This is a genomic window from Plantactinospora mayteni, from assembly GCF_016862935.1.
GTDB lineage: Bacteria > Actinomycetota > Actinomycetes > Mycobacteriales > Micromonosporaceae > Plantactinospora > Plantactinospora mayteni.
Map to the genome: position 1 here is coordinate 19,872 of NZ_BONX01000006.1, position 14,625 is coordinate 34,496.

General features: G+C 67.1%; 13 protein-coding genes. 8 read left to right on the forward strand and 5 right to left on the reverse strand.

All coding sequences use genetic code 11. From position 1 onward, the window contains the following. The first annotated feature begins 400 nt into the window (after positions 1 to 400). Both Pma05_RS05480 and Pma05_RS05485 read left to right on the forward strand, forming a co-directional pair. Positions 401 to 1,285: a helix-turn-helix domain-containing protein gene (locus tag Pma05_RS05480; RefSeq protein ID WP_203856197.1), complete on the forward strand. Its 885-nt coding sequence runs from the start codon at positions 401 to 403 to the stop codon at positions 1,283 to 1,285. After that, the gene (locus Pma05_RS05485; RefSeq protein ID WP_203856198.1) at positions 1,282 to 1,476 is read left to right on the forward strand and encodes a DUF397 domain-containing protein; all 195 of its coding nucleotides are present in this window, start codon (positions 1,282 to 1,284) and stop codon (positions 1,474 to 1,476) included. The genes Pma05_RS05480 and Pma05_RS05485 overlap by 4 nt, the downstream gene beginning before the upstream one ends. Before the next feature lie 117 nt (positions 1,477 to 1,593). Here Pma05_RS05485 and Pma05_RS05490 read toward each other — a convergent pair whose 3' ends face one another. Together Pma05_RS05490 and Pma05_RS05495 are read right to left on the reverse strand one after the other, a co-directional pair. Next, positions 1,594 to 2,499, reverse strand: coding sequence for a bifunctional diaminohydroxyphosphoribosylaminopyrimidine deaminase/5-amino-6-(5-phosphoribosylamino)uracil reductase RibD (locus Pma05_RS05490; RefSeq protein WP_203856199.1), 906 nt, complete (start codon positions 2,497 to 2,499; stop codon positions 1,594 to 1,596). Further along, complete coding sequence (locus Pma05_RS05495; protein WP_203856200.1) at positions 2,499 to 3,740, reverse strand: NsdA family TPR-like regulatory protein; 1,242 nt, start codon at positions 3,738 to 3,740, stop codon at positions 2,499 to 2,501. The genes Pma05_RS05490 and Pma05_RS05495 overlap by 1 nt, the downstream gene beginning before the upstream one ends. 576 nt (positions 3,741 to 4,316) lie before the next feature. Between Pma05_RS05495 and Pma05_RS05500 the strand changes: the two genes are divergently transcribed. The 3 genes from Pma05_RS05500 to Pma05_RS05510 all read left to right on the forward strand — a co-directional run bounded on the left by Pma05_RS05500 (position 4,317) and on the right by Pma05_RS05510 (position 7,099). After that, positions 4,317 to 5,534, forward strand: coding sequence for an XRE family transcriptional regulator (locus tag Pma05_RS05500; RefSeq protein WP_203856201.1), 1,218 nt, complete (start codon positions 4,317 to 4,319; stop codon positions 5,532 to 5,534). Between the two features lie 78 nt (positions 5,535 to 5,612). Further along, positions 5,613 to 6,659 (forward strand): asparaginase, encoded by a 1,047-nt coding sequence (locus Pma05_RS05505; protein WP_275414648.1) that lies wholly within the window; start codon positions 5,613 to 5,615, stop codon positions 6,657 to 6,659. Next, positions 6,641 to 7,099 (forward strand): PPC domain-containing DNA-binding protein, encoded by a 459-nt coding sequence (locus Pma05_RS05510; RefSeq protein WP_203856202.1) that lies wholly within the window; start codon positions 6,641 to 6,643, stop codon positions 7,097 to 7,099. Before Pma05_RS05505 ends, Pma05_RS05510 begins: the two co-directional genes overlap by 19 nt. Before the next feature lie 480 nt (positions 7,100 to 7,579). Here Pma05_RS05510 and Pma05_RS05515 read toward each other — a convergent pair whose 3' ends face one another. The 3 genes from Pma05_RS05515 to Pma05_RS05525 all read right to left on the reverse strand — a co-directional run bounded on the left by Pma05_RS05515 (position 7,580) and on the right by Pma05_RS05525 (position 10,095). After that, the gene (locus Pma05_RS05515; RefSeq protein ID WP_203856203.1) at positions 7,580 to 8,908 is read right to left on the reverse strand and encodes a hypothetical protein; all 1,329 of its coding nucleotides are present in this window, start codon (positions 8,906 to 8,908) and stop codon (positions 7,580 to 7,582) included. Then, a complete protein-coding gene (locus Pma05_RS05520) occupies positions 8,905 to 9,654 on the reverse strand; it encodes a GGDEF domain-containing protein (RefSeq protein ID WP_203856204.1) in 750 nt (249 codons plus the stop codon). The genes Pma05_RS05515 and Pma05_RS05520 overlap by 4 nt, the downstream gene beginning before the upstream one ends. 177 nt (positions 9,655 to 9,831) lie before the next feature. Then, positions 9,832 to 10,095, reverse strand: a complete 264-nt coding sequence (locus tag Pma05_RS05525) for a hypothetical protein (RefSeq protein WP_203856205.1) — start codon at positions 10,093 to 10,095, stop codon at positions 9,832 to 9,834. Between the two features lie 95 nt (positions 10,096 to 10,190). Here Pma05_RS05525 and Pma05_RS05530 point away from each other — a divergent pair, with 95 nt between their 5' ends. From Pma05_RS05530 to Pma05_RS05540, 3 genes are all read left to right on the forward strand, one after another. After that, positions 10,191 to 11,357 carry a tyrosine-type recombinase/integrase gene (locus Pma05_RS05530; protein WP_239311725.1) on the forward strand — a complete coding sequence of 389 codons (1,167 nt, stop codon included), beginning with the start codon at positions 10,191 to 10,193 and terminating at the stop codon, positions 11,355 to 11,357. 182 nt (positions 11,358 to 11,539) lie between these two features. Next, on the forward strand, positions 11,540 to 13,405 hold the full coding sequence (locus tag Pma05_RS42305) for a tyrosine-type recombinase/integrase (protein ID WP_239311727.1): 1,866 nt from the start codon (positions 11,540 to 11,542) through the stop codon (positions 13,403 to 13,405). Further along, positions 13,303 to 14,486 (forward strand): IS3 family transposase gene (locus Pma05_RS05540; RefSeq protein ID WP_372441432.1). Its coding sequence is split into 2 segments (ribosomal slippage): positions 13,303 to 13,531 and positions 13,531 to 14,486, totalling 1,185 coding nucleotides; the frame shifts between segments, so codons are not numbered across the junction. Before Pma05_RS42305 ends, Pma05_RS05540 begins: the two co-directional genes overlap by 103 nt. Positions 14,487 to 14,625 lie beyond the last annotated feature (139 nt).

Sequence of the window (14,625 nt, forward strand, 5' to 3'; positions counted from 1 at the left end):
GACCTGTCCTGTCGACCTGGTTGCAGACGTAACCCGAGTGCGGACCAGGGTTCGGCTTGCGGCGTTCACGTCGCCTCCTCCGCACCTCGTTGCTGGGGTGTGCCGCGATCCCATCGGATCGCTACGGCAGACAGAGATGTCCGCGTTTGAGTGACCTATGGCCCTTGCTCGGTGCGACGAAGGGCACTAACTCACAATCGGGCATAGCCAGCATCGGCGGGAATCCCGACCTACGGTTCGACCTTGTGTTCCGACCTACGGACCTACCAGCGCCTGACCTGCGGCTATGTGGAGTCGGGGCAGGGCAGCGAAGATCCACTGGCACGGAAGGCGGGGTACAGTCGTCCTACTCGATTAGCCCGGTGTCCACCGCGGCTCATGGATGTGCGGGAGGCTGCCGGTGACCGGCCCGAGTCCGTTCGTTCGACGCCGCTGGCTCGGACAGGAGATCCGTCGGCTCCGCGCCGAGCACGACATGAGCGCCGAGCAACTCGCCCGAGCCCTTGGCTTTCCTCGCCAACAGCTCAGTGCGCTCGAAAACGGCCACCGCGGACCCGACATCGATCTCGTGGACGGAATTTGCGACTACCTACGTGTGGGGGCGAAGCGGCGCGAGGAAATCATCGCCGCCGCGACCGACGGCTGGGCAATCGGATGGTGGGAGCCGGACGCGGCGAAGATGGGACATCGGCAGGCCCGATACGCCGACCTGGAAAGCGGCACCCAGTCGATCAGCGAGTACGCCTTGGCGTTGATTCCTGGCCTCCTTCAAACCCCGGAGTTCACCGACGCGCGCAACCGAGCCGACCCCGCACGTCAGCCCGACACGTTCGACCCCATGACATCGGTCCGCGCGCGGACACGCCGCCAGCAACTACTCCTCGCCCCTAGCGGACCTGTCTACGACCTTGTCCTCGACGAGATCGCCGTGCGCCGCTGCGCGGCCGAACCACCCATCGTCGCAGCCCAACTTCGACACATCGCCGACCTGTGCGCCACGCATCAAAACATCTCGGTGCGTGTCCTACCCGTTGATGCCGCCATCAAAGGCCACAGCGCACCGCGCTCCGCCTACTCGCTCTACCGATATCGCGATGCTAACGCCACGTTCGCCGTCGCCGTTGACACCCTCACCAGCGATCTCGTGCTCACCATGCCGGATGAAGTAGACGCATACCGGCAGTTGCACAGCCGACTGAAGGTCGTCACACTCACCCCGGAAGCAAGCCTGCGAATGCTACAGGACGTAGCGGAGCAGTTGGGACGAAAAGAAGGAGCACCATGATCCGGAATCTTCGGTGGCGCAAGTCGCGCCGCAGCGACGCGGGTGACAACTGTGTTGAGGTGGCCATCCCATCCCAGTCTGGGCTCATCGTGCGAGACTCCAAGGATCCCGGCGGCGGAACGCTCTCCTTCAGCAACAACTCCTGGAAGAAGTTTCTTGACGGTATTCGCTGCGGCACATTCATTCAATAGCGATACGGAGAGCTGATCCTGGTAAACCGCCAACAGCAGACACTGGCCAGGTATTGGAATAGGAAGCTTATCGGAGATGGAGCGGGGGCTCTGGGTGATTGGCCCGGGGCCCGCTCATTATAGGAGCCCGAAATCTTGTTCAACCTGTGGCGCCGACCGGCGCAGCCGCAGCCGCACTTCTGCACTCCGGGGCGAAGTGTCGAGCAACTCGAACCCCGCCGACGAGAGGGCTGGGATGACTGCCGCCAGGGCATCTGGTGGCGAGCTTCTCCGCACCGCAATAACAATCTCGTCGACACAGTCCAGATTGTCGTGGAGCAGGCCGGCATGACCATATCCTGTGAGGAGAACGCTCCGTGCTCCTGACGCATAGCAGGCTGACAACCATTGCCGCAGGTCGTTTTCCAGGGGGCCGGCTAGTATAAAGTGGGCGGAGGCGTGGCCACCGGGGACACCCTCCTCGGTCACCTTGTTCGCAAGTACGAGATCTGCTCCGCTGCGCAGGTCAGCGGCGAGTTGCTCACCAACGTGGTGGTCATCTTTCTCGTCGACGACGTAGGCCCACGTCAGGTACGGTCGGCGTCGCCGGGTTGCGATGAGCCAGGGGCCGAGAACAGCGAGCGTTTCGCCAGGCAGGACGTTGGTTTCGACATCGATGCCGTTGGCGGCGAGCACCGCGGCGCCCCCTTCGCCTCTGGACGTGGGGTCGATCACGCTGATGACGACACGGGATATGCCGGCGTTGATCAACTCTTGGCGGCAGGCCGGACTGACACCGACATGGTTGCAGGGTTCGAGCGTGACAACGGCAGTGCCACCTCGTGCCTCGGCGCCAGCTGCGGCGAGGGCGTGTACCTCGGCGTGCGACTCTCCTTTGCGTCGGTGGTAGCCAGCTCCGACGGCTATTCCATGGCGGTCGAGGATGACGCATCCAACGGGCGGGTTCGGGCTGGTGGTGCCCAGTCCGAGCGACGACAGCGTGATGGCTTGTCGCATCGCGCTCAGCTCGACTTTGGATGCCATCAGGCGGTCTCCTTGAGATCTTCGAGGAAGGCGCGAACGTCGGGGAGGTGACGATGCCCGCTGACCGCCGTGCCCAGTTGGGCGAGTTGCTGCACGAGTCGGCGTGACCCTGCCCGGCGGGCGATAGGCAGCGCGGTGTGCGCGGTGGCGGCAGCGAGGTCGGGCTGACTTGCTGCGGCGTGTGCTGTGGCTTTGTTCAGGAGTGCCGAGGCGAAGTCCTGGCGGTGTAGCGGCGGAATCATGGGCAGGGCATCGTCAAGCACAGTGATTGCCTCGTGTGGCCGCTGCGCCAATTGCAGACACGCCCCCCGGTGGACCTCGATGTACCCGCTGGTGCAGTAGGAGCCGTGCTCGCCCTCGGGCTTCCCAGGGTGGCGGTCCGCTGCCCAGCGATGCGCCTCGTCGAGCAGCCGCAGCGCCTCGCGGTGCCGGCCATTTGCGGCGAGGGCGTGAGCATGCTGGACGCGCAGCGCCGCCCGCATCGGTCCCGGCAACTTCTGGTCGTAGCGCAGCGCTGCTTCGGCCTGCTCAAGGGCTCGGACAGGGTCCCCGCTCGTCAACCACTGCTGGCTGCCGCGATAGGTCGCCCATGCAGTCATGGCCGGATCAGCAACCTGGTCCGACCAGTTGAGTGCTTTTCGGGTCCAGTGGTGTCCTGCGGAGTAGTCGTTCAGGGACTGGTTCAGCCAGGCCGCAGACTCGGCGTACTGGGCGGCCAGACGCACGAGGGCGGGCCGGAGCGCTTGTGGCACGTCGCGTAGGAAGCCACCTATGACCGTCAACTGACTGGTCACGCCGACGAGCGCGTACTCCGGGCCGAGTATCTTGTCGTTCTGGACCAAGAGGTGCCACTGTCCGCGCAGCAGGTAGATGGTCTCGTCCCAACTACCCGGCTGAGGATGGCTTGGATTGCCGGCAACCTGCTTGCTGTCGGTGCGACGAGGGCTGTAGAGGTCAAGGTCCGTATCAGTGGCCGTGCCGAGAACCTGGCGCAGCGCGGCGCGACGCGCAGCGCTGGGCCACCGGTGTTCGCCGCGCTCAAGTTTGCCCACCCAGCGGAAGTCGACGTAGTGGGCGGTGACGTCCCGGCCCAGGTAGATCCGGTCGAGAGCCGCGTTGATGGCATCCGCCAGTTCGCTACGGGACATGGACTGCCCGGAACGCTTGGGCGACGGCAACCGCTGGCGAGCGCCGCTGAGTACGGTATTCGGCGTGATCATCGCATCCGGATGGCGAGGCACGGTCTCTCCTCTCGGCCCACGTTCCGTTTCGCTGACTATGCCACCAGCTGTCTAGATCATTCAGCTGGCAGGGTCCTGGCAGGAGATGCGACACGCCTGCCGGATTGCGAAGTCGGACCACAAGTCGGTATTCCCTGTACGCCTACCTCCGGCAATCATGTGAGGCGAGCTCGCGCCGAGCGTGCCCTCGCGTCTGCTTGAGTCCAGTTTGGCCAGCTGAGAGGAGGGCCCGTGCCTCGTCATCCAGAGACGCTGATCACGCCGAACACGGCTCTCTCCGAGGGACGTGCGCGGTTGCCGTCGCCCCGGCGACCTGGGCAGCGCATGTCCCGGACGGAGCTGGCGGATGCTGTCAACGCCGCCCTGGATCGGCTCTACCCGGGCCGGGACCTTGCCGCCCACTACGTCGACCACCGCTGGGTCGGCAAACTGGAACGTGGCGAACACCGGTGGCCCAGCTGCGAACGCCGTACCGCCTTACGGCACGTCCTCGGCGTCACCACTGATACGGATCTTGGCCTCTACAGCCCACGGCGCTCCCGCAGTAGTCCGACAGCCGCCGTTGATCGGTGGCAAATGGCCCACTCCGGTCCACGGCCCGGCCTGCGTCCGGCCGGCGATCTGCTCCAATTCGGGAGTTCCACCACCGGGAAACAACTGCTGCCGAGCAGTGATCAATCGTGGTTCCGAGCGGTCTCGGCGCCGGGAGGAGAGCACTTCCCCGGAGCGGAGATCGACGTTGAGGTGTACCCGGCAACGGACGACGGCCGCGTCCTCGCCACCATCGGGCATGTGGATGCGGGACAGAGATGGCGCCGGCCCGTTCAGCGGCGGCTCGTCCTCGGACATGTTGACGCACCTGATGGTGTCGAGGTCTTTGCGCTGGACTCCCGGCAGGCGTACTGGTGCCTGGTCGCAGCCGGGCGGGGCGCCCGGCTGCTCATCCCTCGCGTGTACCAGCTCGATGCGATTACCACCGGGGTCCTGTGGGCAGTGGCGAACCTCGACCTGTCGCTCCTGCTGGACGACGCCCGGTTGGACGCTGCCCAGGCCGCTGCATCCCCGTACCGAGGCATGGCCAGATCCGCCGCCAGCCGCGACATCACCGAGGATCTGGACTCGGTGTCACGGTTGTGGATCGGCTCCGCGTTCTGCGCCGACTACATCCGTAGCCACTACGACATCCTGTCCGACGTACCGATCTACTGGACCCGGGAGCAACGCGGCGAGGAAGCGAGCACATGGCTGCTCTTCAGCCACAAGCTGCGGTACCTGCGCGAAACCGCCGAACAGTTCCGCAGCACCTCCCAGCCAATGACCAGGATGTTCTGCCTCCCCGAGCAAGCGGTGGCGACGTCATCAGTGCCTGAACGGATCCTGCTGCTGCTCGCCATGGCCTTGATGGAGTCCCTCGGGATCCAGACCGCAGTCACCGATGATCCGGAGTACATCGCGCTGCCTGGACTCGTCCTGGACCAGCGGCACATGATCATGGCCACCTGGATCCGAGCCGACGACGCATGGCACGTTGACGTCAGCGACCAACCTCACACTGTCGCCGCCTACCGCGACGCTCTCGGCCATGTCCAGGCCCACTCCGTGACCGCCGACGACACACCCGGCGGACGGCTACGGCACCTAGCCGACTACCTGAGCCTCGACTGGCACCGGCTGCAAGGTCGCTGTGCCGACCTCGGCCAGTATGGCTTCGCCGGCCTCGCCGAGCCCCGCAGCCGTCTGCTCTCCCTCGATGGCGTCAACCAAGCATGCCGCTTCATCGGCACCCTGCCGTAATAGGCTTCTGCGCACCACCCAGCGCGACTGTTGGAAGGAACTGCTGTGTCCTCGACCCCAGCCACACCCCCACCGCGGGTGGTGGTGTTCGGACTCGGCGGCACGATCGCCATGACCAGCGGCACCGGCGAAGGCGTCAGTCCCACGCTGTCCGCGCGTGACCTGGTTGACGCCGTACCCGGTCTGGCCTCGACCGGGATCGAGATCAAGGTGGTGGACTTCCGCCGCAGTCCGGGGGCGTCCCTCACGGTCGCTGACATCGCCGCGCTCGCCACCGCAGTTGCCCGCCAACTCGCGACGGGGGCAACCGGGGTTGTTGTCACCCAGGGCACCGACACGATCGAGGAGACCGCGTACCTGCTCGACCTGCTGCATCACCGACCCGAACCCGTAGTCGTCACCGGCGCGATGCGCAACCCCACCATGGCCGGTGCCGACGGACCTGCCAACCTCCTCGCAGCCATCCAGACCGCCGCTTCCCCAAATACCCGGGGCCAAGGTTGCCTCGTCGTTCTCGCCGATGAGGTCCACGCCGCCCGCTGGGTCACCAAGACCCACTCCACCAGTGGCGCCACGTTTCAATCGCTGGACACCGGGCCCATCGGCTACGTCCTGGAAGACGCCGTAAGGCTGCTGACCCGCGTGCCGTACCGGCTCACCATCCCTGCCCCAAGTCAGGTCGAGCGGGCCCGCGTCGGCCTCTACACGGTCACCCTCGACGACGACCCCACCTTCCTCGACGCCATCGGTCCCTGTTGCGACGGCCTCGTCGTCGCCGGGTTCGGAGTCGGTCACGTGCCCAAACCCCTCGTCGCCACCCTCACCACCCTCGCCGGACGAATCCCCATTGTCCTCGCCTCCCGCACCCCGGCCGGCCCGTTGCTCACCAGCACCTACGACTTCCCCGGATCCGAGCGCGACCTCCTCGCCCGCGGACTCATCCCCGCCGGCTGGCTGCACCCCTACAAGGCCCGCATCCTGCTCCGCGCGCTCCTCGCCGCCCAGTCCAAGCCGCAGGACATCGCCGCAGCGTTCGCCGTCGCGGGCAACCTCGGCGAACCTGCCTCATGGCCCTGGCCGACACCGAACGGAGACAGCAGCAGCGCATGCGTAGCCGCGACCTGACCCCAGGACGAATGATCGGCGTGGTCTTCGACCACGGCGACGACTTCTTCACCGCCCTCACCGACGCCTGCCGCGTCCACGACATCAAGCAGGGCTACGTCCCGATGTTCATCGCCGGTCTCTCCACGGCGAAGATCGTCGGCACGTGTCAGCGCCTCGACAACCCCGAGGCCCCTGTCTGGGCGCACGTCGACCTAACCAACGTCGAAGCACTCGGCGGTGGCACCATCGCGTGGGACGACACCAATCAGATGATCGTCCCGCACATCCACCTCACCGCCGGCCTCAAAGAACACAGCGCTACCGCACGCACCAGTCACCTGCTGGACGCCACGGTCCAGTTCCTCACCGAGATGCTCATCATTGAGATCAGTTCACCGGCCATGCGCCGGGTACCGAACCCGGACCTGTACGACGTACCACAACTGCGCCTCGGCTAACGATCGTCGAACGTTGCCTGCGGAGGAGCCGTAAGCCCCGCTCGTACTCGACCGAACTGAGATAGCCGGGGATGAAATTCCGGCGGCGAGGCATCCATCCGTTCCTCTCGGCATGCCGGACGTCCGTCGATCCGTCGGCCGATCGACCCCAAGCGACGACCCGCGGTGAGATATCGGCGCCGCCCAGACGGGCCATGGTCGGCAACTGGGGCTCGGGCGGGTGCAAGCCGGCACGCGACCTTCCCGGCCTGACCGCGACAGGATGCATGGCATCAGAAGCTGATCGACGCTCGAAAGGCGTGGACCACGCTCTCCCGCATCCCGTTCTCCGGTTGACGCGCGCGTCAACCGGAGAACGGGATAGCTCCGCAAACGGGGATTCGCCGCGACCTGTAAACGCAAAAGGGGTTTCGTTGCGGGCCGCAGCGCGGCCGGGAGCACAGGTCGGCTATGCCTGTGCTCCCGGCGCTAGCCGACTAACTAGCTGTCCGCAGCCGCTGAGCTGTCGTTCTCAGCTCGTGGTCGGCGGGCTGTGCCGAGGATCCGTACGGTGGTGCTGGGTTTGATCGGGGCGTCCTCCGGCCCTTTCAAAAATGGGTCGATATCGATCTTCTTGCGGAGGCTGCGGCCGGGGCCGTATGCCTGGTTGCGCTCGTGTGCGCTGACCCAGTAGCGGTGATCTGGTTTGGCTCTGCCGCTCGGGGTGCGGTCATCTGCGGTCGTGGGAGGAGGGCTTGGTCGGGAGGTGGCCGGTTTGATGCGGATGAGTCGGACTTCGGGTGGTGGCCGGTGTGCGCGGGCGTACGCCTTACGGATGGGCGGGTCGACCGGGGTCGGCTCGTCGCGGGTGAGCTGCTGGGCGATGATCAGCCAGGAGGCGACCAACGAGGCCAGGGGGTGGTCCCCGTTGACGGTCAGCTCCTGGCGGACGTATTCGACGTGGATGGGCACAAGCCAGCCGATTTCGTGCCGGACCGTTTCCATGACGGTGGGTAGTAGGTCGAGACCGAGGCTGCGATAGCAGACCATCTGCCAGCCGCCTGGGCGCGGGGTCCAGGAGGCGGCGGCGATGCGATGGCGCCGGTCGAGCGGGGCGGACCAGGCGAGCAGGCCGCTTCCGCCGGGCACGATCCGGTCGGTGATGTGGGTGGTGGGCAGGTCGGCGAGCACCTCCGCGACGAGGGTCGTGAACTGCGGGTCGATCCAGTAGAGCCGGGCCTGGTCGAGCCCGTCGGCGATGAGCCGGCGCGGTTCGGTGTGGTCGATTGGTGTGGGCAGGCCGATCGGTCCGCGCAGCAGCCCGGTCAGGCGGTCGCGGACCTTGGGCAGGGTCGACGCCTTCATCGGTGCCGGGCTCCAGCCACCGGTGGTGAGCAGGGTTCTGCCGGGCTCGCGCATCAGCACGATGGCGCGGTGGAGGACGGCGAGGATCTGTGCCCTCGGGTCGGTGCGACGCCAGCGCATGACGGCGATGCTGGCGTCGGTCAGCGTGCGGTGGTCGTCCTGCTCGATGAGCGCAGCACATCGACAGCAGACGTTCCACCGGGTGCTGTAGGTCTCCATGACCGGGCGGGTGCCGCCCTCGGCCAGGGCCTCGATCTCCGGCGTCCGGTACATCCACACGGGCGCGTTGGCGCTGCACAGGTGGCAACGCCGGAACACGTGAGCGAGCTGGTAGGCCGGCACCGGTACCGGGTCGTGGTCACCGCTGGTAGGTGCGACGGGGTGTTCGTAGGTGACCGTGCCGTCGTCGTCGATGGCGTTGAGCGCGTTGGTGCACACCACGCACGCCATGTCGTGCTCGATCATGCGGTCACCTCGCCGCCGAACTGCCCGTCGCTGTCTGCGGGGCGCTGGTCTCGCCAACGTGGCCCGTGCCGTCTGGCGTTGCGGGGCATCCGCATGTGCGGCTCGTAGGCGCGGTGCGTGCCGCGCTGCTGTTTGGCGTGGTAGAGGGCCACGTCGGCGTGGTGCAGCATCGTGTCGAACGTGCCGTAGTTGCCGTCGTAGACGGCGATGCCGGCGCTGGCTTCCGGATGCACGACGACTTCGCCGTCGTCGGTGGACAGCGTGGCGGGCTCGGCGAGCAGGTCCAGGATCGCCGCGACCGGCTCGACCCGATCGCTGTCGTCGTCGGCCGGCAGCAGCAGGAGGAACTCGTCCCCGGCGAGACGGGCCGCGGTGCCACCGTGGGATTTGACGGCCTGAGCCAGGCGTTCGGCGATGACGCGGAGGAGGTCGTCGCCGACGTGGTGGCCGTAGGTGTCGTTGGTGTGCTTGAACCGGTCGAGGTCGATCAGGGCCACGACGGTCGGCAGGCCCCGCATCTCCCGGATAAGGAAGACCTTCGCGGCCGACGACCGGTTCGGCAGACCGGTGAGCCGATCGTGCCCGGCCATGTAGGTGGCCAGGCGGAGCTGGATGTCGAGGTTGTCGATCAGTTCGCGGAGGTGCGCGTTCTCGGAGCGAAGCTTGCGGAACCCGGGTCGGGTGCTGAGCCGGCCCACGATGAAGCCGAACGCCGCGGTGGCGGCGAGGGCAGCGAGGATGGACACTAGAGTCCTCTCTTTCCGAGAGAACCCGGGACGCCCACGTTTCCTAGGCGATGGCGTCCCGGGTCCAAACAATGACGAAGGCCCGCCGGTTGGCGGGCCACTTTTTGTGTTTGCGCCGCCGATTGGCGGCGCGGCGCGCTCGGCGGTCCATTGCGCGCGAGGGGTTTGCCTCGCTGGTTATCGGAGGGGCTCGGGCCCGATCTCAACCAGCCGTCCGTTCGCGTAGTCGAACCTGGTGGCCGACATCCACGCGGCGGGCAGGAACATCAGGGCCGGTGGTTCGCCGATGGCCGCCACCTCGTACGCCCAGGTGACGGCGAGGATGACCGGGTCGGATTTCTCCATGTCGGTGAACCCCGGCGCGGCGGTGACTTCACTGAGCCCGCGGCGGCGGTGCCGCTCGATGGCCAGGTACGGGCACAGGTCCACGGCGGCTTGCATGCAGTTTGTTATCTCGACAAGCGGCCCGGTTCCGCATTGCTGGTACGCCTCGTTGGACTCGTCTGGGCAGTCGCTCGAGGAGTCCAGGAGGACAGTTGCAGGCGGTAAGAGTGCTCGACGAGCAGGGGATTCTGCGATGGCTGCTCGCCGACGAGGACGGAACGCCGGTGGAGATCGCGGGCCGGTTCCTGCGGTTTTTGCAGAACCGGCAGTTGTCTCCGAACACGGTGGCCGCGTACGCGCGGGATCTGACGTTGTTCCTCCGTTTCCTCGATCATCGTGGACTCGCCTATGAGGTGGTGGGCCCGGCGCTGGTGGTGGAGTTCCTGGACTTCTTGACGCATCTGCCCGTACGCCGGCCGGGCAAGCAGCAGGCCCTCGCCGTGGTCACGAGCGACGCGGCGGGCCCGGGTCGGCGCCGCGCGGGCAGCTCGATCAACCGCACAATGGCGGCGGTATCGAGCTTCTACGAGTTCGTGATCACCGTTGAGGCGTACGACGGCGACAACCCAGTACGCAAGGTCGACGACATCGCCTCCGGCCGGGTCGCCGAGCGGCATCGGCCGTTCATGGGCCGGGCCAGCCGTCAGCGCCCGGTGCGTCGGGCGGTCCGGGTCAGGACCGTGCAAGGCATGCCCCGGCCCATGGCGCCGGAGGACCTGACGGAGCTGTTCGCCGCGTTCACGACGCTGCGCGATCGGGCGATCTTCCTGCTGATGCTCGACGGCGGACTACGGCCCGGTGAGGTGCTCGGTCTACGCATCCCCGACGACGTCGAGTACGGCCGCCGCCGAGTCCACGTGCGTCACCGCGACGATCACCCGCGAGGCGTACGGCAGAAATCCCGCACCGACCGGGTGGTCGACCTGCACGATCCGCGCACCCTCACGGCGGTGTCGCAGTACGTGATGACCGAGCGTCCCCGCGAGTCCGGCTCACCGTTCCTGTTCCTGGTCGGCGGCAGGGGCCGCCGCCGGTGTGAACCATTGGGCTATCAGGCGTTATGGGCCAGCTTCACCCGCCGCTGCGCTCGGCTCGGCATCCGCACGCCGTGGACGACGCCGCACGCGCTTCGGCACACGCATGCCACGGCGATGTGGGAGTCAGGCATGCGGGAGTTGACCTTGCAGAAGCGACTCGGACACGCCTCGCCGGAGTCGACCCGGATCTACACCCGGGTCTCCGACCGGGAGGTGCTGGCCGACTACGAGGCTGCGACCGCGGCCATCACCGCTCGCAGCAGCGAAGGGCGGACCGAGTGAGCCGCGCGCTCGCCGTGGCCGGTCGGGGCTCGGCCTGGCTGCGGCACTTCACCGACGAGGAGTACACCGCGTTGGTCATCCCCGCCGATAAAGGCCGCTACGAGTCGGGCCGGACCCGACGACAGGGGCGCCGTGAGTTCATCGAGCGGTGGCCCGACCTCGGTGTCTGGATGGCCGCGCCGGTGGCGGACCGGCTGATGCACGCCCCGCCATATGCCGAGGCTCGGCACCGTCACGTGGTGGTCCGCGGGCACCGGCTCTACGCGAGCCTGCTGGCGATGCACGGCCGGCTCCCCCTCGACTACCCGTGGCTGTTCGCGAACTCGTTCAAGGACCTGCTCACCGAGAGCGGCAAGCTGCTGGGCATGGGGCCCGACTGGCTGACACCGCTGGACGTTGAGGCGCAGCGGATCGGCTACCGGCAGCCTGCGGCGCACCGCACTCTAACTGGAGCGAGCATCCGCATCGCGCTGCATCGCGGCAACCCGGACTGGCGGACCATCACCGTCGAAGACCTCGACCGGTTCCGCGCCGAGCTGGACGCCTTCGCCGCCCGCGACGATGTGCGCTCCCTACGGCCAGAGTTCGTGGCCGGTGGGAGAGTGCGAGAGTGGTACCGCAACCTGCGGACCAGCATCTACACCACCCAGGTCGTCCTGCACAGCCTCGGCGTGGTCGCCAAGCAGGTCCGCTACATCTCCACCGGAGGCCGGCCGCACCAACGCCCATCCGGGCCGCCAGCGATCGAAAAGGTCATCGACCGGTACATCGAACGCACCGCTCCGGCCCGCACCCACAACAACCTCCGAAGCCGGTTTCGGGTGTTCACCTCCTGGCTGACCGAGCACCATCCCGAAGTGACCAACCTCGCCCAGCTCACGCGAACCCAGCTGGAGGAATTCCTGACCTGGGTCGCCACCGGATACCGCAACTACCGCACTGGCCAGCCGGTCAGCGTCTCCACGCAGGTGCACACCATCTCGGCGCTCAACGTGTTCCTCCGCAAGACCCTCGCCTGGGGCTGGGACGACGTGCCGGACCGGCCATTGCTGAGCCACCTCGACATGCCCAAGCAGGTCAAGACGGTGCCCCGCTACCTACCAGCCCCGGAGCTCGACGCGATCGTCGAGGCCATCCACGCCCTGGCCGACCCCTACCAGCGAGCCGCCTGCCTGATCGCCCGCTGGGTCGGGCCACGCCGCAGCGAGATCCGGCGCCTAGAACTGGACTGCCTCGACGCCTACCCCGACGGACATCCACGACTGCGGATCCCGGCGGGCAAAACCTACACCGAACGCACAGTTCCCCTGCATCCCGAGGCCGCGGACGCATTGCGGGTATGCATCGAGCAGACCGGGGCACGTCACCAGCGGCCGCTCATCGACGAGGTCACCGGCAAGCCCACCCAGTACGTGTTCCAGCTGCGCGGTCGGCTGCTCAGCGACTACTTCCTGTTCGATTCCGCACTCCAGCAAGCCTGCGATCACGCCGGCCTCGTCGACGCCGACGGTGCGAAGACCGTGACCAGCCACCGATTCCGGCACACCGTCGGCACGCAACTCGCCGAAGAAGGCGCCCGCATCCAAACGATCATGGCCATCCTCGGACACACCAGCCCCGCGATGAGTCTCTTCTACGCCCGCATCAGCGACACGGCCGTTCTCCACGACTACCAGACCGCGCTGCAACCCGGCGCCCTCCTCGCCGGCCCCGCCGCCGAAGCCGTCCGCAACAACGAACTGTCCGAACAGGCGGTGAACTGGCTGTCCAGCAACTACTACAAGACCGCCCTCGAACTCGGCCATTGCCTCCGGCTGCCCGAGGAAGGCCCCTGCGAGTGCGTGTCCCGCACCGGGTTTGATGGAGACATCGAAACCTGGGAGGAACACCAGCGATGCCGGCACCGAAGAAGTACAACGATGAGCTGCGTGAGCGTGCGACCCGGTTGGCGGTCGAGGCCCGCCGTGATCCGGCGTCGGCGGTCGGAGCGATCCGTCGGATCGCTGGGCAACTCGGGGTTCACCCGGAGGCGTTGCGCACGTGGGTGAAGAAGGCCGAGACCGACGCTGGTGACCGTCCGGGCACCAACAGCAACGACGCGGAACGCCTCGCGGCCCTGGAACGGGAAGTGCGTGAGCTGCGGCGGGCCAACCAGATCCTGAAGTCCGCGGCGAGTTTCTTCGCGGCGGAGCTGGACCGTCCGTCGCGATGAAGGTCGACTTCGTCGACTCCCAGAAGGCCGAACACGGTGTCCAGCCGGTCCTGCGGGCGCTCGAAAGCACGCCGGCACAGATCGCACCGTCGACCTTCTACGCCGCCAAGACCCGCCCGGCCTCGGCCCGGTCGCGGCGCGACGAGGAGCTGACCGCGCTGATCGAGCGGATCCACGCGGCCAACTACGGGGTCTACGGCGCCCGCAAGGTCTGGCACGAGCTGCACCGCCGAGGCGTGCCGGTGGCCCGGTGCACCGTCGAGCGGTTGATGCGCGAGTCTGGGCTACGCGGGCTGCTGCGCGACAAGTCACCCCGTACGACCCGGCCCGCAGCCGAGACTAGCCGACCCTCTGACCTGGTCAAACGGGACTTCACCGCAGTGCGGCCGAACCAGCTGTGGGTCGCCGACCTGACCTACGTCCGCACCAGTGTGGGCTGGGTATACGCCGCGTTCGTCCTCGACGTGTACTCCCGCATCATCGTCGGCTGGCAGGTGTCCACGTCGCTCTACACGGATCTGGCGCTCGACGCGTTGAAGATGGCGATCTGGCGCCGCCAGAACCAGGGCACTGACCTGGGCGGACTCGTGCATCACTCGGACAGGGGAGTCCAGTATCGAGCGATTCGCTACAGCCAACGGCTCGCCGAGGCCGGCGCCGTCGCCTCGGTCGGGTCCAAGGGCGACTCGTACGACAACGCGATGGCCGAGGCGTTCAACTCCCTGTACAAGGCCGAACTCGTCCGCAACCGAGGTCCGTGGCGTGGACTCGACGACCTGGAGATGGCCACCGTCGAGTACATCGACTGGTACAACAACCGCCGGCTGCACGGCGAGCTCGGGCACATCCCGCCCGCCGAACACGAAGCGCTACACGCAATCACCCAGCCGGTCACCGGACCCCTGAAAACCAGCTAACCAACTCTCCATCAAACCCGGGGCTTGACAGCGACCTGTTCCTCAGCTGCTCCAAGTTCTTCACCACCGCGGAGTATCAACCCCGCCTACGCGACCGGCTCTGCCTGGAGCAACGTCTCGCCGAGGACGCCGCGCAGCG